The organism is Pseudoalteromonas sp. SR43-3 (genome assembly GCF_014163875.1).
GTDB classification, from domain to species: domain Bacteria; phylum Pseudomonadota; class Gammaproteobacteria; order Enterobacterales; family Alteromonadaceae; genus Pseudoalteromonas; species Pseudoalteromonas distincta.
In genome coordinates, this window is the sequence record NZ_JACJEC010000005.1 from 182,680 (window position 1) to 208,651 (window position 25,972).

The 25,972-nt window shown below is 38.4% G+C and carries 24 protein-coding genes; 9 read left to right on the plus strand and 15 right to left on the minus strand.

Features of this window, described 5'->3' with window-relative positions; all coding sequences use genetic code 11:
• The first annotated feature begins 96 nt into the window (after nucleotides 1–96).
• From H5088_RS08875 to H5088_RS08895, 5 genes are all read left to right on the plus strand, one after another.
• A complete protein-coding gene (locus H5088_RS08875; protein ID WP_182752695.1) occupies nucleotides 97–657 on the plus strand; it encodes an HD domain-containing protein in 561 nt (186 codons plus the stop codon).
• A 597-nt stretch (nucleotides 658–1,254) separates the two neighbouring features.
• On the plus strand, nucleotides 1,255–1,851 hold the full coding sequence (locus H5088_RS08880; RefSeq protein ID WP_139015384.1) for a hypothetical protein: 597 nt from the start codon (nucleotides 1,255–1,257) through the stop codon (nucleotides 1,849–1,851).
• 5 nt (nucleotides 1,852–1,856) lie between these two features.
• Nucleotides 1,857–3,836 carry a DDE-type integrase/transposase/recombinase gene (locus H5088_RS08885; RefSeq protein ID WP_182752696.1) on the plus strand — a complete coding sequence of 660 codons (1,980 nt, stop codon included), beginning with the start codon at nucleotides 1,857–1,859 and terminating at the stop codon, nucleotides 3,834–3,836.
• Nucleotides 3,830–4,780 carry an ATP-binding protein gene (locus H5088_RS08890; RefSeq protein ID WP_182752697.1) on the plus strand — a complete coding sequence of 317 codons (951 nt, stop codon included), beginning with the start codon at nucleotides 3,830–3,832 and terminating at the stop codon, nucleotides 4,778–4,780. The genes H5088_RS08885 and H5088_RS08890 overlap by 7 nt, the downstream gene beginning before the upstream one ends.
• A complete protein-coding gene (locus H5088_RS08895) occupies nucleotides 4,773–6,137 on the plus strand; it encodes a TniQ family protein (protein WP_182752698.1) in 1,365 nt (454 codons plus the stop codon). The genes H5088_RS08890 and H5088_RS08895 overlap by 8 nt, the downstream gene beginning before the upstream one ends.
• Nucleotides 6,138–6,199: 62 nt before the next feature.
• On the opposite strand, the gene H5088_RS08900 is transcribed toward H5088_RS08895, so the two are convergent.
• The 3 genes from H5088_RS08900 to H5088_RS08910 are packed head-to-tail and all read right to left on the minus strand — an operon-like array spanning nucleotide 6,200 to nucleotide 12,128.
• Nucleotides 6,200–8,389, minus strand: coding sequence for a DEAD/DEAH box helicase (locus H5088_RS08900; RefSeq protein WP_182752699.1), 2,190 nt, complete (start codon nucleotides 8,387–8,389; stop codon nucleotides 6,200–6,202).
• Nucleotides 8,386–9,693, minus strand: coding sequence for an ATP-binding protein (locus tag H5088_RS08905; protein ID WP_182752700.1), 1,308 nt, complete (start codon nucleotides 9,691–9,693; stop codon nucleotides 8,386–8,388). Before H5088_RS08905 ends, H5088_RS08900 begins: the two co-directional genes overlap by 4 nt.
• 2 nt (nucleotides 9,694–9,695) lie before the next feature.
• Nucleotides 9,696–12,128, minus strand: a complete 2,433-nt coding sequence (locus H5088_RS08910; RefSeq protein WP_076923491.1) for a TerB N-terminal domain-containing protein — start codon at nucleotides 12,126–12,128, stop codon at nucleotides 9,696–9,698.
• Nucleotides 12,129–12,965: 837 nt separating this feature from the next.
• Between H5088_RS08910 and dsbB the strand changes: the two genes are divergently transcribed.
• The gene (gene dsbB / locus H5088_RS08915) at nucleotides 12,966–13,484 is read left to right on the plus strand and encodes a disulfide bond formation protein DsbB (RefSeq protein ID WP_024595347.1); all 519 of its coding nucleotides are present in this window, start codon (nucleotides 12,966–12,968) and stop codon (nucleotides 13,482–13,484) included.
• A 1-nt stretch (nucleotide 13,485) separates the two neighbouring features.
• Nucleotides 13,486–13,788, plus strand: coding sequence for a DUF6170 family protein (locus H5088_RS08920; RefSeq protein ID WP_024595348.1), 303 nt, complete (start codon nucleotides 13,486–13,488; stop codon nucleotides 13,786–13,788).
• Nucleotides 13,789–13,812: 24 nt separating this feature from the next.
• Here the strand turns inward: H5088_RS08920 and H5088_RS08925 are convergent, their stop codons facing one another.
• Nucleotides 13,813–14,109 carry a helix-hairpin-helix domain-containing protein gene (locus H5088_RS08925; protein WP_024595349.1) on the minus strand — a complete coding sequence of 99 codons (297 nt, stop codon included), beginning with the start codon at nucleotides 14,107–14,109 and terminating at the stop codon, nucleotides 13,813–13,815.
• 314 nt (nucleotides 14,110–14,423) lie between these two features.
• Here H5088_RS08925 and H5088_RS08930 point away from each other — a divergent pair, with 314 nt between their 5' ends.
• Complete coding sequence (locus H5088_RS08930) at nucleotides 14,424–14,741, plus strand: YebG family protein (RefSeq protein ID WP_004335683.1); 318 nt, start codon at nucleotides 14,424–14,426, stop codon at nucleotides 14,739–14,741.
• A 272-nt stretch (nucleotides 14,742–15,013) separates the two neighbouring features.
• Here H5088_RS08930 and putP read toward each other — a convergent pair whose 3' ends face one another.
• Nucleotides 15,014–16,492, minus strand: coding sequence for a sodium/proline symporter PutP (gene putP, locus H5088_RS08935; RefSeq protein WP_149602304.1), 1,479 nt, complete (start codon nucleotides 16,490–16,492; stop codon nucleotides 15,014–15,016).
• Nucleotides 16,493–16,823: 331 nt separating this feature from the next.
• Here putP and H5088_RS08940 point away from each other — a divergent pair, with 331 nt between their 5' ends.
• A complete protein-coding gene (locus tag H5088_RS08940; RefSeq protein ID WP_182752701.1) occupies nucleotides 16,824–18,050 on the plus strand; it encodes an EAL and HDOD domain-containing protein in 1,227 nt (408 codons plus the stop codon).
• 147 nt (nucleotides 18,051–18,197) lie between these two features.
• Here the strand turns inward: H5088_RS08940 and H5088_RS08945 are convergent, their stop codons facing one another.
• From H5088_RS08945 to ccmA, 10 genes are read right to left on the minus strand one after another with little or no spacing between them, the layout of a single operon-like run.
• Nucleotides 18,198–18,929, minus strand: coding sequence for a VacJ family lipoprotein (locus tag H5088_RS08945; protein WP_182752702.1), 732 nt, complete (start codon nucleotides 18,927–18,929; stop codon nucleotides 18,198–18,200).
• A 9-nt stretch (nucleotides 18,930–18,938) separates the two neighbouring features.
• On the minus strand, nucleotides 18,939–20,192 hold the full coding sequence (gene ccmI, locus H5088_RS08950) for a c-type cytochrome biogenesis protein CcmI (RefSeq protein WP_182752703.1): 1,254 nt from the start codon (nucleotides 20,190–20,192) through the stop codon (nucleotides 18,939–18,941).
• The gene (locus H5088_RS08955; protein WP_002959280.1) at nucleotides 20,193–20,654 is read right to left on the minus strand and encodes a cytochrome c-type biogenesis protein; all 462 of its coding nucleotides are present in this window, start codon (nucleotides 20,652–20,654) and stop codon (nucleotides 20,193–20,195) included.
• Nucleotides 20,654–21,223, minus strand: coding sequence for a redoxin family protein (locus H5088_RS08960; protein WP_024595354.1), 570 nt, complete (start codon nucleotides 21,221–21,223; stop codon nucleotides 20,654–20,656). Before H5088_RS08960 ends, H5088_RS08955 begins: the two co-directional genes overlap by 1 nt.
• Nucleotides 21,220–23,190 (minus strand): heme lyase CcmF/NrfE family subunit, encoded by a 1,971-nt coding sequence (locus tag H5088_RS08965; RefSeq protein ID WP_002959282.1) that lies wholly within the window; start codon nucleotides 23,188–23,190, stop codon nucleotides 21,220–21,222. Before H5088_RS08965 ends, H5088_RS08960 begins: the two co-directional genes overlap by 4 nt.
• Nucleotides 23,191–23,192: 2 nt before the next feature.
• Complete coding sequence (gene ccmE / locus H5088_RS08970; RefSeq protein WP_182752704.1) at nucleotides 23,193–23,672, minus strand: cytochrome c maturation protein CcmE; 480 nt, start codon at nucleotides 23,670–23,672, stop codon at nucleotides 23,193–23,195.
• On the minus strand, nucleotides 23,669–23,872 hold the full coding sequence (gene ccmD / locus H5088_RS08975) for a heme exporter protein CcmD (RefSeq protein WP_002959284.1): 204 nt from the start codon (nucleotides 23,870–23,872) through the stop codon (nucleotides 23,669–23,671). The genes ccmE and ccmD overlap by 4 nt, the downstream gene beginning before the upstream one ends.
• Before the next feature lie 2 nt (nucleotides 23,873–23,874).
• Nucleotides 23,875–24,612 (minus strand): heme ABC transporter permease, encoded by a 738-nt coding sequence (locus tag H5088_RS08980; RefSeq protein ID WP_002959285.1) that lies wholly within the window; start codon nucleotides 24,610–24,612, stop codon nucleotides 23,875–23,877.
• Nucleotides 24,612–25,298: a heme exporter protein CcmB gene (gene ccmB, locus H5088_RS08985; RefSeq protein WP_002959286.1), complete on the minus strand. Its 687-nt coding sequence runs from the start codon at nucleotides 25,296–25,298 to the stop codon at nucleotides 24,612–24,614. The genes H5088_RS08980 and ccmB overlap by 1 nt, the downstream gene beginning before the upstream one ends.
• Nucleotides 25,298–25,918 carry a cytochrome c biogenesis heme-transporting ATPase CcmA gene (gene ccmA, locus H5088_RS08990; protein WP_152609331.1) on the minus strand — a complete coding sequence of 207 codons (621 nt, stop codon included), beginning with the start codon at nucleotides 25,916–25,918 and terminating at the stop codon, nucleotides 25,298–25,300. The genes ccmB and ccmA overlap by 1 nt, the downstream gene beginning before the upstream one ends.
• Nucleotides 25,919–25,972 lie beyond the last annotated feature (54 nt).

Genomic DNA, 25,972 nt, shown 5'->3' on the forward strand with positions numbered 1-25,972 from the left:
GATTGGCCTAAAAGTAATGTTATGTGTCATTTCAACCATTATAAGCATAATTGAAAGTATTTAAACTTACCTCATAGAATTAATAGAGGTATAACAATGAACGTTGTAATGAGCTATCCACTTGTAGATGAGATTTTAGAAACGTATAAGCATGTAATAAAAAGTGACTTTAATGGTTATCGTAACCATGTCACCCGAATGCTAAATTTTTGCCATTATTTAATGCCAGAAATTACAATGGAAGACAGTAAAAAAATACAAATTGCTGCGGCCTTTCATGATATTGCATTATGGACACATGACAGGGTGGACTATTTAGTTCCATCGTATCAAGACTGTCATCAATATCTTGAACAGGAAGCTTTAGATGGTTGGAAAGAAGAAATTCAAATCATCATTGATATGCATCATTTACTCTTTGCTTATAAAGGACCGTATGAAAAGTTAGCAGAAGTATTTAGAAAAGCTGATTTAGTTGATTTTTCATTGGGTCTGGTTAAAAGCGGTGTCGATAAGGCTTTTATCAAGAAGGTACGCAATGCAATACCCAATGCTGGATTTCATAAAATATTAATGCGATTTACTTTGGTGCAACTTGGTCGTAATCCGCTCAATCCTGTACCCATGATGCGCTTTAAAAATATTTATAAAAAATAATGTTCATGCAGAGTTTTTTTTAATATAAACGGCACCAATGAGCTTGAAGAAGTCATACAGTGTAAAAAATACGACTGACTGCTGATCGCTCAAAGCTGACCTATAGAGTATTTACGTTAACTCGTTTTGGGGCAAATACGAGTTAGACGATAGCCGGCTTTGCAGAATAAAACTAATTACATAAAGTTATCGTGACCGTCTCTTCATCACTCACAGCCGAACTTCGCAAAGGTACTAGAAGTGGAAATGTTAATACTGTAGATACCTATATTCGAATACAACAAGTTTCTCAAAAAAATTATCAACATCAAAAATTTCTCATCATTTAGACTAGTTAGCTGATTTATCAAAGAAAGTGCTTATTCATCTTTGTTTACTGCTTGGTTATATTATTTAAAGCATTGTTTTATTTGATTTTATTTCATACCAACGAAATCCATCTGGAAATTATCTGCTATGATCGTTAATGAAGATTGAGTGCAATACGGAAATTAAACAGATTAACTTAGCTAGTCTCAAGTATGCATATTCAAATGATGACTTGCTCATCAATCACAAGGAATGACGCAGCTATAAACAGGATGTTTGGAGAATTTTATGCAACAGCGAACACTTCGTAGGATCAGGCGAGATAGGCCCGTAGACTACTTTTACAGTTTAAAGAACAATTGCCATGTTTGGGTTGAATCAACATTAGAGCTAGACTTTTTGTATTGGCTCGAATTTGACGAAAGAGTGTCTGCCTATACAACCCAACCAGAGAGTGCGGATACGCCGGCAGGTCGCTATACGCCCGATGTATTAGTTGAGCTTCAAAATGGTTCTAGTATTTACTTTGACCCGCATCCATACAAGTACGTGCATTCTAAAACTTTTATAAACAAGTTTACTGAAAAGGCGCAGTATATTGAGCGCTTAACTGGGCGCCCTGTTCGTATTGTCACTGAAAAGGATTTAAACCCAATTACTATTGGCAACTTTAAAACACTTTACCCCTACCTAAGAACAGAACCGAGCGAAGTTCATAAATTATTACCTTTAGTTAATTCATTCCCAACTACTTTTGGTGATTTGAGGAAACAAGCTGAATCTATTGGCATTAGCCCATTTGTTCCTTTTGCTCTACTCGCTCACTCACACATCGGGTTTGACAATACTGTAAAGCTTTCTGACAGCACTCAATTGAGAAATTAAGCTCGATGAATATACTTCCTTATTCTCAACTATTAGATGATAAAGATCGTAAATTCGATATCTTGCTTTGCGATCAATTAAACGTAGTTACTAGAGATATTAAAACCAAGGAGCTGCAAACTTTTACTCGTAATGAGTTTGCATTTGCCTTAAAAACTTATTTGATACCAGTTACCCCTAATTCACCTCATTCAGCATTAGATCCATTCCAAAAACTAATAAAAGAAAAGCAAGCACCTTACCTTTCTTTAATGAAAAAGATTTTTGAAGAAGAAAACGCACATATGACCACGTTATCAATTTATAAACGAGTTATAGCTGAAGTGGAAGAGCAGCAAACAATAAATAGCAAACCAGGGACAGTTGTTAAGGTAAAGCATCCAAGCCAATCAAGCTTATCAAGGTGGTGGAAGAGGTTTAAAGACGCTGGGTTTAGTCATATTGACTCTCTCCCAAAACGAAAGTCTAAGAGAAATACAACAGACTCTCGCTCTGAACAAATCATGTGGGAGGGTTACGAAAAGTTCATGATGGGAAAAATAACTCCAAGTATTGCTGTAGGACATGCAAAGTATGAGAATTGGGTCAACGAGATGAATGACCCTACCATTACCATCGTAAGTAGAGAAAAATTTAGAAAGCACCATCACAGCTTCAACGATCTAGACCGTGCCGAAGCGTCGGGCAACAGAGCTGAAGTCAATAAGCTAATGAGAACATACAAAACTCGCATCAAAACGGATCGAGTACTTACGCGTATAGAAGCAGATAGATTAGCGCTTAATCTTCGCCTAATTGATGATACTACTGGAGAAGTTACTGGAAAAGTCGCTTTATATATTGCCATTGATTGTCATTCTCGCTACCCGATTGCAGTCACTGTGGAGTTTGGTGAAGCCGAAAAGGCTATCGGTGGCGTTAACTTACTTCGCAATATTGTTATACCCGCGAGTAAACAACTCGATGCATTTGGCATACCTATCAGAATAATTTGCGATAATGGTCCGGGGTTCAATAATGAAACATTTGCAAAAACAGCTGAATCATTGAAGTGTGAACTGATTTACGCGCCAAGCAATCAGCCCTACAAAAAACCTTTTGTAGAATCATTTAATAAAACGATCCGAAGTGAGTTTTTAGAAAGCGCTGAGCTTAAAGTTGGCAATAAAATCGTGCATGGCGTGCCTGGATACAAAGGTAAGCGTTATGAAGGGAAAAACACTAACAGGAACCCTACAGATGAAACGCTAAAACAAGCTGCCGCCATGACGGTAGATAGCTTCGTTCAGAATCTCCACGATTTTTTAGTGCATTATGTAAATCAGCCACACAATGAACTCAATGGCAAAACTCCCCAGGAAGTATGGGAAGCCTCTTGCCTAGAGTACCCATTGATTCCGTGCCACTATGAACATCTAAAAACCAGTTTCCATGTTTTTCAGGGGGAGACTACCTTAAACGAGACTGGTAAATTCAGATTCAACAAACAGGACTTTTATGGTGAAGAGGTTCAAAACCTATATTGGCAGCTTAAAACCGGCAAAGCTTCAGGGAAAAACCCTAAAGTATCGGTATTGTATGATACACAAGATTGCAGGTCTGTAACCCTTGCGGTCACATTGCCTGGCGACACTCATGTTACAAAAATCATTGCTTACAACATCGATTTGGTTGATGAACAGGTGGCAATTTCATTTGAGGTCGCCAACATGAATCACAGTACACCTATTCGTCGCTCAATATATTGTGGCGAAGCTGAGCTTATAAAACGTAAACGTCGAAAAATACGTAATGGCAAGCAAACGCAAAATATGGAGCAAAACTTAATAGATGATCGATCTACTAAAGATATCATTAAGCAATCTAATAGCTCTCCCCATGAACGCCAATCTAAACGCACAGATCCGTTACTAGGTACGGATCTCTCACAAGAGAATCAGGATGACTCTCACTTCAGAAACAAGGAAGGTTATGAAAAATGGTAAGCACTACTCTTAATACATCACCAAGTTCGTTATATGTACCGCAAAGTGGCACATTCCATTGCCATTCGTCTACAACGGAAGCATGGGAATACATTAGCAAGATTCATCAGAATAGAAACTACTCAGGCTTATTGACGGGGGTTTCTGGTGTTGGCAAATCATATTTGGCTAAGACGTATACCCAACAATTCCCTCAATCTGAGTTAGAAGAAAAAAATATTATTCCAGTGCTTTACGTTAAGTTAGGTGCAACATCAACTCCAACTGACTTGCTTCATCAAATTTTAATGGCTTTAGGGTGCACTGTAATGAACAGCAAAGAAAGGCCTTATACTGCACTTGAACGTTTGTTACATCTACTCAATGAACAAAGTGTTGAGCTTATTATTATTGATGAGGTTCAAGAGTGCTTACCTGATACAGACGGTATCAGAGCTCAGCAAATGGCAAAACAATTTGCAGGTCTAGTAGACAAAGCTAGCATCCCTGTAATTTTAATGGGAACGCCATTGGCTAAAAGAATTATCGAACTCGCCTACAAAGGTGGAGATAAAGAAGAGCAATTAAGCCGTCGTTTTCTAGCCCCACATCAACTTAGTCCCTGTCCAAGCCAGTGCCTAGCTTGGATAAACATGGTTAATTTTTATCAACTTAAATATGGCTTTAATAGGCTAACGGCTCAGTCACATAAAGACTTACTCAACCGCATTTATATTGCAACAAATGGCATGCATGGGCTCCTTAATAAGCTTTATGCACAGATGTTACCCGCTGATTACAAGAATACAGCTCAGTACATAAGAGCATTTGAAGAAGCGTATAAATTTGCTATCAGAAATAGCGAAGACAACCCGTTTAATGCTGACATGATTAATGCACAGCAAACTGAACGAAATATTGAAGATTTAGATCGCAAGTTAAAGGAAACGTTCACACATGGCTAGGTTACCAATTCGAGTTAGGCCTTTCGTTGGAGAAAGCCAGGCTGGCTACATTCTTCGTCTTGCAATGCGAAATGGTTTTATGAAACCAGAAGACATTGTTAATAAGAAAGTATTTAACTTAGCAATTCGCAATAATCTAAAAAAAGCTGATATCAACAATATCAGCTCACTCATACAACGCCCTATTTCATTTTCAGAAACGGAGGGGAGCCCTTTTCCAAAAGTCTGTTCCAGTGCTCGAATTCTCCACGCTAGAGCATGTCTAAAATGCTTGAATGAAAACCCTATTCATAGAGATAATTGGCAAGACCCAAGATATACGCACTGTGCAAAGCACCAGGTCATGCTTATTGATGTATGCCCTCACTGCGAACACGAACTGGAATTTAACGCAAGTTTACTTCAAGGGTATTGCAGCAATGAATATTGTGGAAGAAAACTTCTTCAGCTTTCGGTGGATGAAAAGATTAAAAGGCTCACAACCGGTAATATAGAAGACTGTATTATTGCAGGTTTGTACGTTCTTGAAATTTCAGAGCTTAAAAGAAAAGCCTATTTTAATTATAAAGACATACCAAAAATCCTAACCGCAGGAATTGACTTGTTAACTAATAATGAAGCATTAGTGCATTGGCTAGCAAAAATATCTAGCAAAGGGCTGCCAGCTGGTTATCCTAAAAACTTGGCATATCCTGAGCTTTATTCCTTATCATGTCATATACACAGAGATTGGAACTTGATAAAGCGCGCTCAAATCGATAGTAGAAAACCTTCTCTCCAGCTTACTTCCACTAGCAAACCTTTGGAAATAAGGATACTCGCATCTTGTCTTGGGCTAAACGCAGCTGATTTAAAGCCTCTGTGGTACAAAAAAATTCTACGATTCAGCAATACAAACCGCTATCAAGTCGATGGTTTAATTGATGCCAAGCACTTAATCGAAGAGCTGATAACTAAATCAACCCCTGAAGTCATAAATGAAGTCGATTTCATGGAAGCTACAAAATTTGTCGAGCAATACTTGATGGAAAAATCAGATCTCTTATTAGCAATATTTTTGAAGGATTTGCCATTTTACTATCAAGGTAACAGCAGCCTCCTTGATTCAATTTACTTTAGCCGCGATGAGTTGATAAAAGTAGGCGAACGTCATTTGGAATCGTCTAAAGCCAGAACAGTCAGTATTGATACATGTGCAAAAATTGCCAAAATATCACCCAACACCATCAAAAATGCAATTAGTAGCGGATTAATCAAATCCTCTGACTGGAAAGCAGATAACTCAACTTTAAAGCTAATTGAACTGAAGAAGTGGCAGGAGCTTCATAATAACAGACAACTCAACCTCCCTCTGTGAAGAGGGGGGTGCATTGTTTTACAAATAATCTAAGAGGTTGCTATTAATAGCTTTCTACTGTCTTAGAGTAATTCTTTAACTAATACCTGTGCTTTCTCAACATCAAAAGTTCTTGCAGCATACCCTTGTGCAAGAATTTCTTGAGGTAAATACTCATCAAACTTATCTATAGTTTTTTCTGCAATAGCATCAGCTAAATCAATTGCTGATATGGTTTTATCATCTCGAAAGCTTTTAAGAGCCCCGATAACATGATCAATTAAGGTATTCTCAACTTCTATAATTCCTGCAAATGCACCCGCTCCAAACCCTTTGTGTATAAGTACTGCAACAAGTGTATTTACAACTTTATCACCGGCCCAAGGCAAAACAACGGCTGTATTGCCATGCTGTAAGAAATATGTACTTTCAAGTTTTGCAGTTTTAAAAAAGTCAGCCCCCTCTTTAAAAAGTGCTTGGGCAACTGCATCACCAAATTCAATTCTTTGTTCACCAACTTGAACTCTGTAGTCACTTTCTTTCAGAATTTTAAGCATTTCTTGTCTCACTACATCATGTACAGCCATCCCTGAACCACCAAATTTAGGTGGTTTCCCTCCTTTTGCATGCTGTACTGAAATCAATTTTTTGTCTGTATCGACTAGCTCAACCACCCAACGTTTACCCGCAAATACAATATGTTGGCCCTCTAAAATAAGGCTATCTACGGGTAATGTCCCTAGTGTTTTACTACCCGTTACAATTCTAAATTCTTCAGGAGTTTTAAAGACGGCATAAAACGTATAATGATTTGTTACTTTTTCACCCATAAAACCTAAAACCAGTTCACCACTTCCTAACTGGGTAATAAGATCTACCTTACCCATGTAAAATAGCAAATCTTTAAAATGAGTAACAGTAACTTGTTGGAATGGCCCGTCTTTACAAAGTAATACGTAGATTTGATCTGCTCTTATCCCCCCCCATTGCGCGATGAGAGCTAAAACCTGATGAAGTAATGTTGAAAAGTGATAGAGCGAAGTGTCTGCTGGTTCATACCATTTACTTGCAACCAATAACCGTATCATCGCTAGCGATTGAACCAATTCAAGCCGCAGTTTATCTACAATACTCGATTTTTCTGTAAGGTCAGCCTCAGTTATCAGCATTCGCAAAATACTAGCGCCACCACGCCTACCTGAACGACCCATGCGCTGCCGTAAACTTGCAATAGAATGCGGCGCAGTAACTTGCACGACAGAGTTAACCTTGCCTATATCAATGCCTAACTCCAAAGTCATAGTACACACTGCTGTCGTGGGAATTTGATCTTGCTGAAGCCGAGCCTCAAGTGATTCTCGCATTTCTTTGGCTAACGAGCCGTGATGTGGAAAAAACTCGTTAGGCACAGTGTTGCTCTCACACATCTCTGCAAGAGTGGTCGCAATACTTTCGGTGCGACTTCTGCTATTTGCAAACACTAGGTGGTTTCCACCACGGCAAAGACCATATAAATCGTTACATACGGTTTGCTCCGCAGTAACCGTCTCATCTGCCACAACAGCGCTCTCAATATATCCCTTCACTTGCATTTTTAACGATGATGAAGACTGCGTTTGCTTTATTATTTTACAAGACAGTGATTTATTAGGTCTTAAAGATGCTGGGACACTTTCTAAGTTACCTAAAGTGGCACTTAAAGCCGTTCTGGGTATTGGTGAGTTTATACGGCCTACAAGGTGTTCTAAGCGGTGCAGTAAGCTCAACAAGTGATGGCCTCGCTCTGTGCCAATAAATGCGTGAAATTCGTCTATAACTATGTGCTTTAAATTCTGAAAAGCAGACTTTACCCAGCCACTGTCTCTTATTAATAATGACTCTAGGGACTCTGGCGTTATTAACATAATGCCTGATGGATTTCGTTTCAGCTTATTTTTTCGACTTTGAGGACTATCACCATGCCAAGGTGTAACTTGTATGTTTAACAAATCTGACAAGCTTTCTAGCCTTCGGTCTTGATCGTTTATTAACGCCTTTAGTGGGCTGATATATAAAATGCCCACACCACTTACTTCATCTGCGATACTACTTATTGCAGGTAAAAAAAATGCTTCGGTTTTACCTGCGGCAGTAGAGGCACTAATAAGCACATCAGTATTGCCTGATAGGATAGGGTCAATTGCTAAACATTGAATCTCTCTGAGCCGATCCCAGCCTTGTTTAAAAATCCACTGCTGAATGCGCAAATCGAGCTTTTCGTGTGCGTCAATCATAATTTGAAGTCAGCTAGCTCATCGTCTTCAGATTCAGTGTCTAGCTCTACATCGGAAGGTTTTTCCTCTGCAATATCAACATTTTTTATTAAGCTGTCCCACGAAATATTTGGATTTTGATCAATCACGGCAAGCATATCTAAAAACGCTTTGATCGTATTCCTTGGCGTTCTGAAGTAAGCGTCTCCAATTGTTTTACTGCAATGGACTAAAAATGCTTTGAGGGACTCGTCAGGTACTAAATATAACGATTCATCGCCTGATGCAAAAACATGTCTAAGGTTTTTAAGTAGTATAAATAACTCTTCTGGCGTTAAACTTGCCAAGTGTAATGCAGGGGATGAGTAATCAATAACACCGGCTTGTTTTGCAAATGTGTTGCCAGCTAGGCGAGATTGCAGCGCCTCATAGCTATATAACCCTTTTCTTGGATCAAGTAAAAACTCGGGTGTACCACCGAGTAAAAACCCTAAGTACTCAGCCGATCCTTGTAAGCAGTCGTTGAGTATTCTAAGAATTTGCTCGTAATTTGATAATCGTGCTTGGGTGCTATTGAGTTTGTATAAATTTACCATTTCATCGAGGTTAACTAATAACCCTTCGTAGCCAGCTTGCCTTACAAATAAACTCATAAGCTTTAGAGAGTCATAAAACGAAGCATCTGAGATAATACTTCTTATACCAAGATCTTTGCGAGCATCTGTTTTTGTTGCATATTCTGCTCTTAACCATTTTACAGCGTTGTTCTTAAGTTGCTCGTTATCTGTTTCATGGCCAGTCCAGTATGCTTCTATAACTTTTGCAAAGTCGTAACCACCTACAAGCTCAGAGAGAGACGCGAGCCTTTCGTGAATCACTGTGGTTATTTCTTTGCTTGTATTATCTGCTTCTTTTCGTGCCTCGGTAATAAACTTTTCAACCACACTGGTCAATGCATTACCATCAGGCTTATTACGAGTAGACATGTTTCTCATTAACTCAGAATACAAGTTTCTGGCTTGTCCAGATGATGCATGAATACGACGATCGGGAGATAAATCTGCATTAACAGTAACTAACTTTCGCTCTAATGCGATCGCTCTTACAACACTTAAAAAGAATGTTTTACCTGAGCCGTATTCGCCAATAATTAACCGAAAAGCAGAGCCGCCCTCTGTCACTCTGTCGATATCTTTAATGAGCGCTTTAAGCTCATTACCACGACCTACTTGTATATGCTGTATGCCGACTTTTGGGGTAACACCCGATTTAAGAGACTGTATAATTGCATCGCGCTCTTTTGATCTAATTTTTTTTGCTGCCATTGTTATAACTCCCTTATCTCTTTGACTATTTCTTCATCAATGTATATATCACCGTCGTCATCAATTACTGGTGCATCCACTAAATCAAATGACCAGTCATTAATGGTTTCTATAGCACCATCGACCATTAATTTTAGCTCACTACACATTTGGGCTACCTCTTCGCGACCCCATTGCGCTTTAGCGCATAGCTTTTCAAACAACTGACTATGAGCCTGATCTAATCCATCAACTTCGTTTGTCAGCTCTGGGACTTCAATATAATCGCTTTCATCTTCATCTGAGGTAAAGATCTGTTCCAGCATGTTTTTAGCTTCTGTTGTTTGGCTTTCATGAAGGGCTAATATTGTTTCATCTAAGCTAAACTCTGATGAGCTTTGACTACGTGGCGCTGGCTGGTGACTACTTGTAGTAAGCTGATGAATATCACTCGTAACAGACTCTTTATCCAGTCCTAAATTTGTGTAGAGTTTTTCGATTTGCTTTACTTCTCTGTTATCGACATTGCCATCTGCTAGCGCAATAGACAGAATAAACCTTTTCACAAATTCTATTTCTTTTACACCTAAATTATTAAGTCTATTTTTTAAACCCGTATTATCCGATGGTGTAACTAGTCGCCATGTAAGATAAGCCTTTAGAGATCGCTTTTCTATATCCGTTAATTTTTCATCATGAGCAATTAGCTTTTCTAGCTCAGAACTTTCTGATTCATCCACAACCCCATCTATATTTGCAACCATAGCACCTAAACGCAGTGCGACACCCACTTGGTTAAACGCATGACTAGGGACGAATTCTTCCTCATGCCCTGGAGTAAATAGTACAAGTTTGCCATCTAATTTGGGTTTTGTATGGTGGTAACGTAAGTCAGGCGCAATACCAATATCAGCAAAGTTCGCTAAGTTATAAATGAGCTCACCTTCTTTTTTATTTATCGCTTTCGGTGTTGGTAAGCCTGTTTGCAACCAAAATTCAGATACATCTGTTACCCCATCATTTTCTAAAATGATGGCCTTAGCCCACGCTTTAAACTTTTCGATTAATGGTGACGGTTGACTGCTAGCAATGACACGAGGCAACAGCATTAATGCAGCTAAATCATCTTTGCTTGTATCAGCCTTAGCTAAATAACGGCTATAACTAGCTAGCTCCTCAGTGACTTTATCTGCTATTGGAATAAGCTTTTTTATAGGTGCTTTTAATATGCTCGGATCAGGCAAACCGTCGAGTAAAATTTTAATACTAGGGATACCACCGCTGGCGGCAAAGTACTCTGCGTTTAATTTGGTTTTATTGGGCTTCACTTGCATTCCCTCTGGGAATTTTTGCTTGTAGTAAAGTTTAAAAAGTGAATCAAACTCTATATCGCAGCGCCTAGCTGCGGTTTTTAAATTGTATTGGTCTGTATTTTTAATCCACTCAAGTGCTAACTCATCACTCACTCTTTCTGTAGCAACGATTTGCTCTGAAAGACGTAATTTAAAAAGTAGTGAATGACGTGTCTTTGGTAATTTATGCTTTCTACATTCAAATAATTTAGGTTTAACTAAATACATAAACTCTAAGAGATTTGCTGAATAACCAGCAAAAGAGCGATTTGAAGCAAACACTTTATGTAAACGAAGTACTTCATCAAAAATATCTTCAAATTGTTCCTCTTCAATTTTATTATCTTGACCATTCTCAACAACAAATCTTTCAAATCCGTAAAAGTACAAAAATACAAAGCCTATTGGGGTGTTGCCCGCACTTCTATCGGTTGCTAACCAATCAAGGTAGGCACCTCTAGACTCTTTAGATAATAAACCGTAGCTTGGCCAGTAGCCTAAAGATTCATCAGTTGGGAATTCGTTTGAATTAGTCCGTGGTGATATTACTGGTAAGTCTGCACAAATTAATGCTGGTTCAGAGCGATAACCAACCAATGATTCCATCACCCCACCTACGTACAGAAACCCTTTTAACTTTCGACTGTGAATAGTAACTTCTTGACCCTTGCTTAACCATTGAGCTTGTTTACCCTTATTGATATAGGTGTCTTCAGATACATTACTCTCAAAAATATTAAATGTGGCTAAATCGTCTTCAGAATTTCTAGAACTATCGGCACGCTCTATAATTGTGGGAGGTGTATTAACAACAGTGATGCGAGGTTTTGGACTAAGCTGCTTTGAAGTTGTTAATTCATTTGTTTGTTTGTGTAGCTCAACACTTACTGATGCATTATTAATTTTAATAGACTTTATTGGGCTGCTTTCGTCATTTGGAAGATCAGATATAGAAGACTTAGAGGCTGACTTATCAAGAGTGTCTTTTATGTTCGGGCTTGGATTACCTAGTGATCCAGATTTTGCTTTATTTGAATTTGAGCGTGGACTGGTAATTAACCAAATTATCAATATAACAACTGCGATTATAAAAATGAATTCCATGTAATATCCCTTTAAAAATGGTTGGTACCATTTTGGTATTTAAAACTCCATATGCTACTAACATACCACTAATAAATTCAGAAATGTATAATACTGCTGCTAAGTAGTTTCAATTATTCTTAATCAAAAAAATTGTCTTTAATGAAACCTCTTTTGTATAAGGTTCCTCGAACATCCCTATAGGATGTTAAGTTTGCGAAATATGAAACTAACATGGGCTTGGTTCATAATTAGTAACTGAACGCACATTAGGTCACCGCTATATCGTCTAAAAAAATCTCAACTTATACGTGTATATTTAAAAAAAATCTCACGTTATGCGTGGTGTGAGATTCTCACATGGCTAATTAAAAGCTATAAATTGGCCTTTTTCAGTGTGTGAGATTCTTATGTGATGTATGTATGATCAAAAGCAAATGGGTAGAAATTTAAAATTAATAAATAATTAAATTTGGGTTTCTCTAATTTAGCTACAATGCATGAATATCTAGAGTAATATTCATTGTAGGTACATTGTTATTATGGAGATATTTTTATTTACGCAGCGCCTGAGCTTAATTAACTTATCCCGCACTTGCCATAAGAAAAAGTACAAAAAAGTGCAACCATAAAAAATTCTTTAGATGATGCATCACCTTAGTATAAGTAAGCAATATAACTGAGCTTATGTATCGATGGGAAAATAATAGAACGTCATTTAACCTTTGCTAAGGCTGAATTGAGTAGTCATTAATTTCATCTTATAAAAAGCGACTTCGGTAGCTTTTTTTTCCTTTTTGTTGCTGCATACTTTATCCTACGTCATAATCTAACGTCCTATTAAAACGCGGAATTTTTATGAACTGGCTTGCACAATTACCTACCCAACGAACCCCGTGGCTTTTATTTACAGCTATCGTTTTTTTACTTGAAGTTACCGCTCTTTTCTTTCAATACAAAATGGGGTTAGCGCCTTGCATAATGTGTATATATCAACGCACTGCAGTATTAGGGTTATTAGGCGCAGGGATTGTAGGCTCAAGTAAACCACAAAGTAAAACTGTGCGTATGATAGCGTATGTTATTTGGGGAATATCGAGTGTTTGGGGATACTTAATTGCTCGCGAACATATTGATATGCAGACCACCACAGACCCTTTTGCATTTAGCTGCGAGTTTGAACCAAATTTCCCATCATTTATGCCACTACATGAATGGATACCTAGCTTTTTTCAAGCTACCGGGGATTGTGGAAATATAGATTGGCAGTTTGTTGGCATGAGCATGCCTGCTTGGATGGAAGTGATATTTGGGATTTTCTCACTAACGCTATTTATTATAATTATTGCCCGTTTATCAATTAAAAAGTCGATTTGATATGTTTACATTTTTTTCAAGCCAATTAGACCAGCTTAAGCATTTAAAAGTACGCCAGCGTCAAGACGTAATTGCGCTTGCATTAAGTCAGCTATCGCCAACTGATAAAGTTCTATTGCGTATTATAAAACTGCTATTACTTAGCCCACTATTTTTAATATTCACTGTATTTAAAGGTTGGATATTAATACCATTTTTGATACTTGGCGGATTGTGCTATCCACTATTAACTACACCTATTGAGATTAACTTTGCTAAAAAGCACTTAAGCGATGCACTAAAACAATTTAATCAGGGCGCCTAGCACCCTGATTACTATTTAGAAATATTAAAGTGTAAGTTTCCCCTCTAATTTAGCTAAAAGCTTTTTGCCAATCCCTTTAACTTGCGATAAATCACTAACGCTTTTAAATTCGCCATTTTCTTCACGATAATCCACAATTGCCTGCGCTTTTTTCTTACCTATACCAGGTAACTTAGCAAGCATCTCTGCATCAGCATTATTTATACTAATTGTCTCAGCTTGAGGCATTTGCTTAGTTACTTCTGATAATTGTGCATACGCGGTAGTCGCGGGTAGTAAACATAATAAACTTATGATGAGTAAATTTTTTAATGTTTTCATTAAACTTGTCCTTATTCTTCTTTTCTTAATTTTGAGTATTGCTCAGGAAATCAATAAATAAGGAACTGTAAAGTTCATCACTTAAAGTGTACCTAAACGCATTATCACTATGATCCGAAATCCTGAAAATGCAGCTGGTACAACAAAGTGATTGCTTAACTAAAGTAAAGTTACCGTTTTTTGTCAAATTTAAGACACCTAAAAATTAATACTTCGCGCTTGCAAATTTACTTACAAACCATTACTGTACATAAAAACAGTAATCTAATGGTTTTTTAAAAACCACGGTGCCAAGCAATTTTGCAGGAGAAATCATGGCTGTTGTTGTTAAATATGTTGTAGAACGAAACGGAGTCGAGCGTATGACGTTTACTACCAAAAAAGAAGCTGATGCTTATGACAAGATGCTCGATATAGCAGAATCACTTGAGCTGATGCTAGAAAAGGTAGACGTACCGCTTAGTGAGCAACAAATTGAATCACTTGCTTTAGAAATAGCGAAAAGCAAAGATGATTTTATGACCATATTAAAAGGTGGCAAAGATCCAGCTGTTACCAAAGCGCCAGCAAAAAGTAAAAAGTCAGATAACGTTGCATCAATTGAAGATAACAACGATAAAAAAGTAAGTTAATTCATAGAATGCTCCCTCCTCGAACGGGACAAACTAAATAAAAAAGGGAGCAACTAAGTTGCTCCCTTTTTTATTATACTAATTCGCTTAATTAAATGATCTCTTTAGGGTGGAAAAACGTGTTGATAGCTAGGCAAAAATTCGATATTTAGTTGTACTAAATGAGAATTTTTTAACGCCGGTAGCAACACGTTTAGCCCCGCAAAATGATTAAGTATTATTGCGGATTGGTATTAATTACTACTCACTTTAAAATAAGTAGTAATTGCTAATTAAAGCTCTTTTTCTACTTCATCAAATAAAGCAGTGATGTTTTGCTCAGGCTCTTTTGTTACTAAGCTAACAACAACAATTGCAATACTCGCTAAAATAAAGCCCGGTACTATTTCGTACATAAAGCTACTTAAGCTTTCACCATTGATAGTAAATGGTCCATATATCCAAATTAGCACAGTAAATGCGCCTACTAACATACCAGCTAACGCACCAGCAAAGTTCATGCGTTTCCAATAAAGGCTAAACAATACAAGTGGTCCAAACGCAGCACCAAAGCCAGCCCACGCATTACTTACTAGGTCTAAAATAGAGCTATCTCTGTCGTAAGCTAAATAAATAGCGAACATAGCAACTACGGCAACACTTATACGGCCAACAGCAACTAGCTCTTTATCACTGGCGTCTTTACGTAAGAATGTTTTATAGAAATCTTCTGTTAATGAACTTGAACTAACCAATAATTGAGATGAGATAGTACTCATAATCGCAGCCAAAATTGCAGCAAGTAAAAAGCCAGCAATAAGTGGGTGGAACAGCAACTCAGAAAGAATTAAGAAAATTGTTTCAGGGTCTTCAACTACAATGTTGTTCTCATAAGTATAAGCTGCACCAAATATACCAGTACCAACAGCACCAATGGCAGCAACAATCATCCATGTCATACCAATACGGCGTGCTTTAGGCATATCTTTAACACTACGCACCGACATAAAACGAACAATGATATGTGGTTGGCCAAAATAACCTAAACCCCAAGCCATTGCAGAAATAATACCTAATGCAGAACCTGCACCAATCCAGTTAAGCATATCTGGATTTACGCTATGTAAAGTTGATTCTAAAGGTTGTTCAAGCAAAGAGTATGCAACCGTTGGTACTAGAATAAGTGCAATGAACATAATACAACCTTGCACAAAGTCAGTTAAGCTTACAGCTAAAAAACCACCAAACAAGGTATATAAAACAACTACGCCCGTTGTAATGTATAAACCCATCTCATAAGTTAAACCAAACGAGCTTTCAAACAATTTACCACCAGCGACAACACCAGATGAAGTATAAAGAGTAAAGAAAACAATAATTACCACAGCTGATACAACACGTAATAAGTTGGATTTATCATTGAAGCGATTTGAAAAGTAATCTGGGATGGTTATAGAGTCATTTGCTTTTTCAGTGTAAACACGTAATCTCGGTGCAACTAACAGATAGTTTAACCAAGCACCAATCACCAAGCCAATTGCTATCCATGTACTACTAAAACCAGTAACAAACATCGCACCAGGTAGGCCCATTAAAATCCAGCCACTCATATCAGATGCACCTGCAGACAGTGCAGCTACACTTGGAGATAGATTTCGTCCACCTAACATGTAACCAGATACATCGTCAGTAGATTGCTTATATGCATATAGTCCGATACCTAACATTACAATAAAATATAATGCTAGTGAAATAATCATTCCTGTTTCCAAATTAGCCTCCGCATAATTATTAATAATAGGCTTTAATCCAAATAATGACTCTTAAAATTTTATAGTTAAGACACTATTGGGGTAAAAACCATTCTCGCTGACTATATCATGCTTGATAATAAAATCTCCAACTTGTTGCCCTCACCTGATACAAAAATACTCATGTTGAATAATTTTAAAGCGAATTGGTGAAATATAATAAATTAAATACTAGAAACACCTTAATTTTTAATGATAATTTATTAATCTAGCAAATATACGTAATGCTATTTTGAGTCTTTTGCCATATATTATTACAATACCCAATTACATTACTCTTACGGAACTGTTTATGTATTTTTACGCTGCACGCCAACCTATTTTAGACAGAGATAAAAAGCTCATCGGGTATGAACTTTTATTTCGCGATGGCGTTGATAACGTATTTCCTGATATAGATGGTGACGAGGCAACTACACGACTAATTGAAGGTAGTCAGTTTAATTTCGGCTTAGAAGATTTAACCGACAATAAACCCGCCTATATAAATTTCACCCTAGAAACGCTATCAAAGGGCTACCCAACACTATTGGGCAAAGATACTGTAGTTGTAGAAATCCTTGAAACTGTGCAACCTGGGAAGCGATTATTAGCCATAGTGAAAGATCTAAAAGATAAAGGTTACACTATTGCTCTTGATGACTATATTCATCAGCCTGTTTGGCGCCACTTTTATCCATTTATTGATATTATTAAAATAGACTTTTTAGCATCTGATATAGATACAATAAAAACGGTTCTTAATGATTTAAAACTGCACTCGCATATTAAGTTACTTGCCGAAAAAGTAGAAACCTATGAAATTTACCAACAAGCTCTAGAGCTTGGTTTTGATTATTTCCAAGGATTTTTCTTCTCAAAACCTGAAATGGTACAAAGTAAGGCTCTACCGCCTTCAGAAATGGCATTAGCTGAATTACTTTACGAAACATCAAGCGTTGATATGGATCTTAAAAAAATCACTGATGTGTTTGAGCGTGATGTAAACCTATCTTACAAATTACTTAGGTATTCAAATTCTGCTGCCTTTGCAAGGCGTGCTGAAATAAGTACCATTAAGCAAGCCCTTATAGTGCTTGGTGCTAACGAAATTAAAAAACTATTATCATTATTATTTGCAGCGCAAGTATCAGCAGATAAACCTGTAGAGCTAATTAGGCTATCGCTTACGCGCGCTCGTTTTGGTGAGTTACTCGCTATATCCCATGGACAATTTAAAGATACCGGCATGGCATTTTTAACCGGTATGATGTCTCTTATGGATGCTATTTTAGATGAGAGTATGGAAAGCGTTATGAAAAAGCTTCCACTTTCGAATGACATAAAAGCAGCGTTATTAAACGATGAAGGCTTGCTGGCAAAATATTTAAACTTAGTTAAGTATTATGAACAAGCTAACTGGTCAGCCGCAAACGAATTAACGAAAGAGCTAAACCTAGGTGAAAAAGTTCCTGATGCCTATCATGAAGCACTGACTTGGGTTAATGAGCAAATGCAGTTAATAGTTAGCGAAAAATAAGTAACCCGAACTTTGGTTAAAACATTTACTAATATATTGAATCATAATGATATCTAAGTTTATTTTTCTCTAGCCAAAGTTCAGATTATATATAAACAGTGAATAAAAACGCCAGCATTTAGCTGGCGTTTTTATCATTGGCTTCAATTATAAACTTTCTAAAAAGTCTTCATCAAAATCAGCTGGCTCTTCTTTAACTGGTGGATTGCCATCGTACAGCTCATAAATTTGACGCTGGAAGTAAATATCTTTTACAAATAAGTACGGATCAAGTGAATCATTTAATAGCCCTTCTTGCGGGATTAATGATGCACGCGCCTCAACTGCTTTTAAAACAAATACTAAAATAGTTTGTGGAGTCGTTAGCGCAACTTCAGGTAATACAAAGTTGTCGACTACATCACCGGTCAGGTTACGTGCTGTTGTTGGCCCCATACCTGGTAACATTAAATAGGCGCCATCACCTATACCCCATACACCCAACGTTTGTCCAAAGTCTTCATCGACTATTTCAAGACCTAGTGAGCTTGCAACATCAAAGATACCAAACAGACCGACAGTAGAGTTAACTAAAAAGCGTGCTAAGCTCACACTTGCATTACCCGGTTTACCTTGCAAACCCGCATTGATCATATCTACAGGTGCGGTGATATTACCTGTAAAATTAACAATACCGTTTCTTACCGGTACAGGCGTTACTTCAACATAACCTACAGCAACTGGGCGCAATAAATAAGCATCCAGTACATCCATATTAAAGTCATATAATGGACGATTAATACTTTGCAGCGGATCTCTGTCATCTACTTTGCTTTGAGGTACTTGAGCACAGCCGGCTAGTATCAATAAACATAAAAAAGTAAAACTGTGTTTTAACATCTAACGTCCTTAAGGTATTAATGTATCAATTTGAAGTTGGTAGTCACTTACACTTTCACGCTTTAACGCCTGTGAATGACCTTCTAGCTCACCAGAGCTTGGCATAACAGAGTCATCGATAGAAATACGCGCCGAAATAATAATATTTTCTGCACTAGATAAGTTAAGCCCTGCAACCATAGCACTACTATCACTCAACTCAACTGTAATTGGAAATGAATATTTAGTCAGCTTAACAGCAGCTAATGGCATAGGTGAGCCAGTTGCAGCTTTTGCAAATATAAACAAAATACCGTCTTTTGGCTGTTTATCAATAAGCTCTTTTGCAATGTCGACTGTAACTGCAATAGCACCCGTTGTAGTAGTAACTGGCATAACTGAGCCTTCACTTTGCATTTGCTGCTCAATATCAGCAATACGTTCGGAGATCATGTTATAACGTGAATCATTTTTTTCCATGCTCGCCAATAAAACTTCAAATGCAGTTTTAGCTTGCGGCCAATCTTTACGCTCATACGCTATCAGCGCTAGTAACGAAATAGCATCTAAATTAGTAGGCTCAACGTTTAGCACTTTTGAAAGCATACCTGCCGCGCGAGTCATATTGGCTTCGCTACCTTCAAGTAATAAAACCTGACTGTAACTAATAAGAACCTGCATATTATCAGGGTTCATACGTAGTGCTTTATCAAATGACTGCTGCGCCATGTCAAATTCATTAAGCGACATAGCCACTCGACCAAGTAGCATCCAAGCAACTTCATCATCGCCAGAGCGGCTAAGTTTAGTACGAAGCGCCAATGCAAAAGCCTGCAGCTCATTTTGACTAAGCGGCTCACCTTTTTGCATTACAGCACGCTCGCCATAATCAGCTAAATTATCCATTGCGTCATGCCAAGCCGAAATTTGCTGCTGACTGCCTGTAAAACTATAAAAAATCCCTGTAAGTGCAAGAACAAATGCACCGCCTGTTAAAGCAAAAATACAATTATTACCTTTGCTGTTAAGTGATTTCTCTGGTGATAGCTCGTTCAATAAGCGACGTTTTAATTCAACAATTGATTCTGCGTGATTTACGCTATCAATGCGTTGATTATCTAAATCAGTTTGCAAATCGACTAAACGCTGCTCATAAATACTAATTAATTCAGCATTGGCGTTATGAGTAATCGTTTGAACACGCTCTTTTTTTAAAAAAGGTATCATAACAAAGCTAAGAGCAACCAGTGTGAGTAAGGCAAAACACGCCCACATTAAAATCATTTAGCTTTGCTCCTGACGTTTATTTTGTTCAATTAGCTTCGCTAGCAGCATTTCATCGTCGCTGCTCCATGTTTGTTTTACTGATGCTTTTCGTTGGCGAATAACAATAAAACCAAAGCCAACAATTACAATTAACACAGGTAGTACCCACAGCACTAAAGTCGCTGGTGTAACGGGTGGGTCGTAATGAACAAAATAGCCAAAGCGGTCAATCATATAATCAATCACTTCGTCTTTACTTTTACCTTCTTTAACCAATACGAGTACTTTATCGCGCAAGTCTTTAGCAACAACAGCGTCGGAGTCCGCAATGTTTTGATTTTGACACTTAGGGCAACGTAGCTCTTTGGTTAACTCTTCAAACAATATTGCTTGTTTGTTGTTATCAAATTGATAGCGATCTTGCTGTGCAAACGCACCCATGCTTACAAAAAGGCTAAGCGTAAGTAGTAACCACTTCATTATTTAAGCTCCTGCATAATTGGCGCAAATTTAGCTCGCCATACTCGCGGATTTATATCACCGGTGTGATGTAACAAAATAGTGCCGTTTTTATCGACTAAAAAAGTTTCTGGCGCACCCGACACGCCTAAATCCAACGACAAAGTACGGTGTAAATCTAAAATATTAAATTGGTAAGGGTCACCTGCACGTTGCAGCATATCAGTGACTTCGCTGCGAAGTGATTGCATATCAAACGGGCCATCAAAATCAGAGTCGTAACCTTGTACGTAATATAGTCCAATAATTTTAACGCCTTGCTCACGTAACTTAGTTAAATAACCAAGTTCGACTAAACATGTTGGGCACCACGTACCCCATACATTTAATAAGTAAACTTCACCTTTTAACGACTCGTTGGTCCACTGCTTATTGTCTTGCATTAAATCAGGTAAATTAAACGCTGGCATTTCTTGACCTATCCGCCCTGTTTGAATTTCACGAGGGTTGGCAAAAAGACCTTGGTATAAAAATACACACACAAAAGCAAACACTAAAAGCGGCGCAATAGCTAAAATTTTACGGTTCATAAAACACTCTCCGGTACATCTTTACGGGCTGTTTTAGCTGATGTACGGTAACGTTTATCAAACAAAATCATGAAACCTGCAAATGACATAAGCACGCCACCAATCCATATCCAGCGTACAAATGGTTTATGATAAATGCGAAGTGACCATGCATCACCACTTAATTGCTCACCTAATGCTAAATATAAATCACGTTTAAAACCGGCATCTATTGCCGCCTCAGTCATAAACTGCATACCAATGTCATATTTACGTTTTTCGGCGTGTAAACGTGTTACTAGCTCATTATTTTTAAGCACAGATACAACGCCCGCATGACCGCTGTAGTTTGGCCCACGAATAGTTTTAACGCCATCAAAGCGATATTCATACTCATTAAGCTGTGCTATTTCACCCGGTTTCATCGATACATCACGCTCTACTGAATAAGCCGAGGTAAGTGTTACGCCCGCAATAATAAATGCAATACCAATATGCCCAAGTACCATAGCCCAGTAACTTACAGTAAAGCGTTTTAAGCCTTCTTTTAAGCTCCCGTGAACAGCTGCTTTGGTGTAAATATCAATCCCTGTTGATATTGCAATCCAAACCGCCAGTGTTGTCGCTAATAACGTAAGTGGTTTTACTAAATCGTAACTTGAGAATAACCAAGCGCAGGTAATCACAACACTTGCTAATACGCCCATTAATATTTTGTTTTGCAAAAAAGCCCACTTGTTTTGCTTCCAACGTAAAAGTGGTCCGATCCCCATCAAAATAGCAAACGGTACTAAAATTATTGCAAACATCTTATTAAAAAACGGTTCGCCAATAGAAATGCTACCTAAGCCCATTTCTTTATGAACCATTGGCAACAATGTACCTAACATAACAATTAATGTAGCAACAACTAAAAATATATTATTGAGCCATAACGCCACTTCGCGCGATACCAGCTTGTATCGTCCTTCACTGTGAACTTGTGACACACGCATTGCATATAACGCCAAGCCACCACCGACAACGATGCCTAAAAAGGCGAGTATAAATAAGCCTCTATCGGGGTCTGTAGCAAACGCATGTACCGATACAATAATACCCGAGCGTACAATAAACGTACCTAGCAAACTTAAAGAGAATGCTGCAATTGCGAGTAATACGGTCCATGATTTAAATATACCGCGCTTTTCTGTCACACTTAATGAATGCAGTAATGCGGTTGCAACAAGCCAAGGCATAAGCGCTGCGTTTTCTACTGGATCCCAAAACCACCAGCCGCCCCAGCCTAGTTCTGAATACGCCCACCAGCTACCAATAGTAAGACCTAAACCTAAGAACCCCCATGCTGTCATCGTCCACGGGCGTGACCATTTAGCCCATGTGTTATCAAGTTTACCTGTTAACAATGCAGCTATAGCAAAAGAGAAAGCAACCGACAGCCCCACATAACCCATGTACAGTAATGGTGGATGAATAATCATACCTGGATCTTGAAGCAGCGGATTCAAGTCACGCCCTTCTACCGGAAAATAAGGAAGTAGGCGCTCAAACGGGCTTGAAAGCAGTAAGGTGTACATCATAAAACCTACACCTAAAAAGCCAAGTACACCCAGTACGCGAGCACGTAATACCCAAGGTAATGATTTAGAACGCGCTGCTACAGCAGCAGTCCAACCCGCTTGCATTACTAACCATAATAAAATAGCACCTTCATGACCGCCCCACGTAGAGGTGATTTTATAGTACCAAGGCAGCGTACTACTTGAATGATACGCTACGTAAGATACGGTAAAGTCGTCTGTTAAACTTGCATAAATAAGTGCAGCAAAAGAGATTAGTACAAAAGCAAACTGGCCTATTGCTAAAGATGGAGCCGCACGCATTAACCGAAGATTACCAGTATGCGCGCCCCAAAGAGGAAAAATACACAGTAAAACGCTTAGCACCATGGCAAGCGTTAAAGAAAAATAACCAATTTCTGGGATCATAGCTAATTACCACTATCTAATTTGTATTTTGGTTTTTCGTGCTTAATACCTTTAACTGCCTCTGCAACTTCTGCTGGCATATATTCTTCATCATGCTTTGCTAGCACTTCAAATGCTTCAATAACATTAGGCTCGACTAATACGCCCTGCGCTACAATGCCTTGCCCCTCACGAAACAAGTCTGGCAATATGCCTTGATAACGCACAGTCACTAATGGACCTGTATCTATTAGCTTAAAGCTTACTTGTAAGCTTTGTTCATTACGCTCAACCGTGCCTGGCACAACCATGCCGCCAATACGTAACTTTTGACCTATATGTGGTTTTTCTTTGTTAGGGCCTTTGCCATCAATTAATTCGCTTGGCGTATAAAAAAGATTAATATTTTCTTGCAGTGCATAAAGCACTAAACCAATTGACCCACCAATACCAAACAGTACGGCAATAATTACCAATAGTCGCTTTTTACGTCTTGGATTCATGAGATTTGTTCCTGCTTAGCTTTTTTAATTCGCGCTTCACGTATTATTTGTTGCTCCACTGAAGCCATAATACGTTTGGTGTCTCTCAAAGAGTTCACTAAAATACCGAGTAAAATAAGTGCGCATGTACCAAAAGAAAGCCAGACATAAAATCCATAACCTCCCATTGCAATAAAATCAGAAAAAGAGTCAAACTGCATAATTACCCCTTATTTAACAACGAGCGAACCCACGGTCGGTGCTTTTCTCGTTGCAAAATTTCATTTTTAAGACGAATTAAAGTCACTGTTCCAACAAAAGCAGCAAAGGCTAAAATATTAACCATAAGAGGCCAAAACATACTTGGATCTATTGCTTTTGTATCTAGCTTTGTAATGCTTGCACCTTGGTGTAACGTATTCCACCACTCAACAGAGTAATGAATAATAGGTAAATTAATTACGCCAACAATTGCTAAAATAGAAGCCGCACGCCCTGCTGACTTCTTATCTTCAAATGCATGGTAAAGCGAAAGCACGCCAAGATATAAAAATAATAAAATAAGCTCAGACGTTAAACGTGCATCCCATACCCACCAAGCACCCCACATAGGTTTACCCCATGCAGCGCCAGTAATAAGCGCTATAGCTGTAATACAAGCACCAACAGGCGCAATAGCAATAACGGCAAGTTCGGCATTTCGTAGCTGCCATACAAGTGCAACGATAGCGGCAATCGCCATTGAAGAGTAAGCGCCCATAGATAAAATGGCAGAAGGCACATGAATAAAAATGATACGGTAGCTATCTTTTTGTTGGTAATCGGCAGGTGCAAAACCAAGCCCCCATACCCATCCAACAATCATACTAACTACGGTAACTACGGCAAAATATGGCAGTAACGTATTGCATAACTGGTACGCACGCTCTGCTTTAGCATAGGGATGTAACCACTTCCACATTAACTTACACTCACTTTTAAAGCTGACGATATGGCAATTGGTGCGCTAATAATAGCAATAAGTAACATTGCACCAAGGATGGCAAGCTGCCCACTATAATCCAGTGACATTGTACTGGTATCGATAGCCGACGTTGCAAAAATCAAAACAGGAATATACAAAGGCAGTACGAGTAAACTCATCAAAATACCCCCTTTTTGTAATCCTACAGTAAGCCCTGCGCCTATTGCGCCAATAAAGCTCAATAGTGGAGTGCCTAATAATAATGTTAAAACAGTCGCTGTTAACGCCGTACTTTCTAGGTTTAACAACAATGCAAATAGCGGGGTCATTAATACAAGCGGTAAACCTGTTACCACCCAATGAGCAGCCACTTTAGCAAGTACGGTTAGCGATAATGGATAAGAGGATGCAATTAACTGCTCCAACGAGCCATCGTTAAAATCATCCCTAAACAACTTATCTAAGCCCAACATGGTAGAGAGTAATGCGGCAACCCAAATAATACCTGGCGCCATTCTCGCAAGTAGACCGGGCTCAGGCCCTATTGCTAACGGAAATAATGAAATTACAATTAAGAAGAATAAAATAGGATTTACAATTTCGGCGCGCTGGCGAAACGCAAGTTTTACATCTTTGGTAAATACCGCACTAAATAGCAACCAATAAGAGTGTTGACGAGTCATTAGTGGCGATACTCCAGTGTAACCGTTTGTAAGTTACTAAAGTGGGTCGTTAAGTCTTGGTGAGTCGTTAATAAAATAGCACCACCGCTTTGTAAGTGTTCAGTAAATCGCTGCTGTAAAAAGGCGACACCGCTTTTATCAAGCGCGGTAAATGGCTCATCAAGTACCCATAATTTAGCATCACTTAACCAAAGCCTAACAAGCGCTACACGTCTTTGTTGTCCAGCAGATAACATTCTAACGGGTACATCTTCGAGTCCAACAAGGCCAAGTTGCGCTAAAATAGGATATAAATCAGGCTCATTTATGTAGCCATTAATTTGTAACCAGTGGCGAACATTTTCAACTGCACTAAGCTGAGTACTTACACCTGTTTTATGCCCTATAAAAAGCAGCTCTCTGGCATACTCTTCATAGTACTTAGATATAGGTTGATCTTGGAACAGAACAGACCCTTCATCAGGCACAGAAAAGCCAGCAATAATACGCAATAGCGATGTTTTACCAGCCCCATTAGGACCCGCTAATTGCATGATTTGACCGCTATTAAGGCTAAAATTAAGATCCGCAAACAAACAACGATCTTGCTTGATGCAGGTGACGGACTTAATGTGTAACAAGATGACGATTCTCTCTGCCAAAAATTAGGCGTTAGTCTACCATAATGATAGGGT

Bases quoted from the DNA above. Each gene is read 5' to 3' on its own strand.
- H5088_RS08905 (WP_182752700.1), bottom strand. From the start codon at position 9,693: ATGGCAGCAAAAAAAATTAGATCAAAAGAGCGCGATGCAATTATACAG.
- ccmD (WP_002959284.1), bottom strand. From the start codon at position 23,872: ATGCAGTTTGACTCTTTTTCTGATTTTATTGCAATGGGAGGTTATGGA.
- H5088_RS08965 (WP_002959282.1), bottom strand. From the start codon at position 23,190: ATGATCCCAGAAATTGGTTATTTTTCTTTAACGCTTGCCATGGTGCTA.
- H5088_RS08960 (WP_024595354.1), bottom strand. From the start codon at position 21,223: ATGAACCGTAAAATTTTAGCTATTGCGCCGCTTTTAGTGTTTGCTTTT.
- dsbB (WP_024595347.1), top strand. From the start codon at position 12,966: ATGAACTGGCTTGCACAATTACCTACCCAACGAACCCCGTGGCTTTTA.
- H5088_RS08925 (WP_024595349.1), bottom strand. From the start codon at position 14,109: ATGAAAACATTAAAAAATTTACTCATCATAAGTTTATTATGTTTACTA.
- H5088_RS08945 (WP_182752702.1), bottom strand. From the start codon at position 18,929: ATGTTAAAACACAGTTTTACTTTTTTATGTTTATTGATACTAGCCGGC.
- H5088_RS08900 (WP_182752699.1), bottom strand. From the start codon at position 8,389: ATGATTGACGCACACGAAAAGCTCGATTTGCGCATTCAGCAGTGGATT.
- H5088_RS08890 (WP_182752697.1), top strand. From the start codon at position 3,830: ATGGTAAGCACTACTCTTAATACATCACCAAGTTCGTTATATGTACCG.
- H5088_RS08910 (WP_076923491.1), bottom strand. From the start codon at position 12,128: ATGGAATTCATTTTTATAATCGCAGTTGTTATATTGATAATTTGGTTA.
- ccmE (WP_182752704.1), bottom strand. From the start codon at position 23,672: ATGAATCCAAGACGTAAAAAGCGACTATTGGTAATTATTGCCGTACTG.
- H5088_RS08895 (WP_182752698.1), top strand. From the start codon at position 4,773: ATGGCTAGGTTACCAATTCGAGTTAGGCCTTTCGTTGGAGAAAGCCAG.
- H5088_RS08955 (WP_002959280.1), bottom strand. From the start codon at position 20,654: ATGAAGTGGTTACTACTTACGCTTAGCCTTTTTGTAAGCATGGGTGCG.
- H5088_RS08930 (WP_004335683.1), top strand. From the start codon at position 14,424: ATGGCTGTTGTTGTTAAATATGTTGTAGAACGAAACGGAGTCGAGCGT.
- ccmI (WP_182752703.1), bottom strand. From the start codon at position 20,192: ATGATTTTAATGTGGGCGTGTTTTGCCTTACTCACACTGGTTGCTCTT.
- H5088_RS08875 (WP_182752695.1), top strand. From the start codon at position 97: ATGAACGTTGTAATGAGCTATCCACTTGTAGATGAGATTTTAGAAACG.
- H5088_RS08885 (WP_182752696.1), top strand. From the start codon at position 1,857: ATGAATATACTTCCTTATTCTCAACTATTAGATGATAAAGATCGTAAA.
- H5088_RS08940 (WP_182752701.1), top strand. From the start codon at position 16,824: ATGTATTTTTACGCTGCACGCCAACCTATTTTAGACAGAGATAAAAAG.
- H5088_RS08920 (WP_024595348.1), top strand. From the start codon at position 13,486: ATGTTTACATTTTTTTCAAGCCAATTAGACCAGCTTAAGCATTTAAAA.
- ccmB (WP_002959286.1), bottom strand. From the start codon at position 25,298: ATGACTCGTCAACACTCTTATTGGTTGCTATTTAGTGCGGTATTTACC.
- H5088_RS08880 (WP_139015384.1), top strand. From the start codon at position 1,255: ATGCAACAGCGAACACTTCGTAGGATCAGGCGAGATAGGCCCGTAGAC.
- H5088_RS08980 (WP_002959285.1), bottom strand. From the start codon at position 24,612: ATGTGGAAGTGGTTACATCCCTATGCTAAAGCAGAGCGTGCGTACCAG.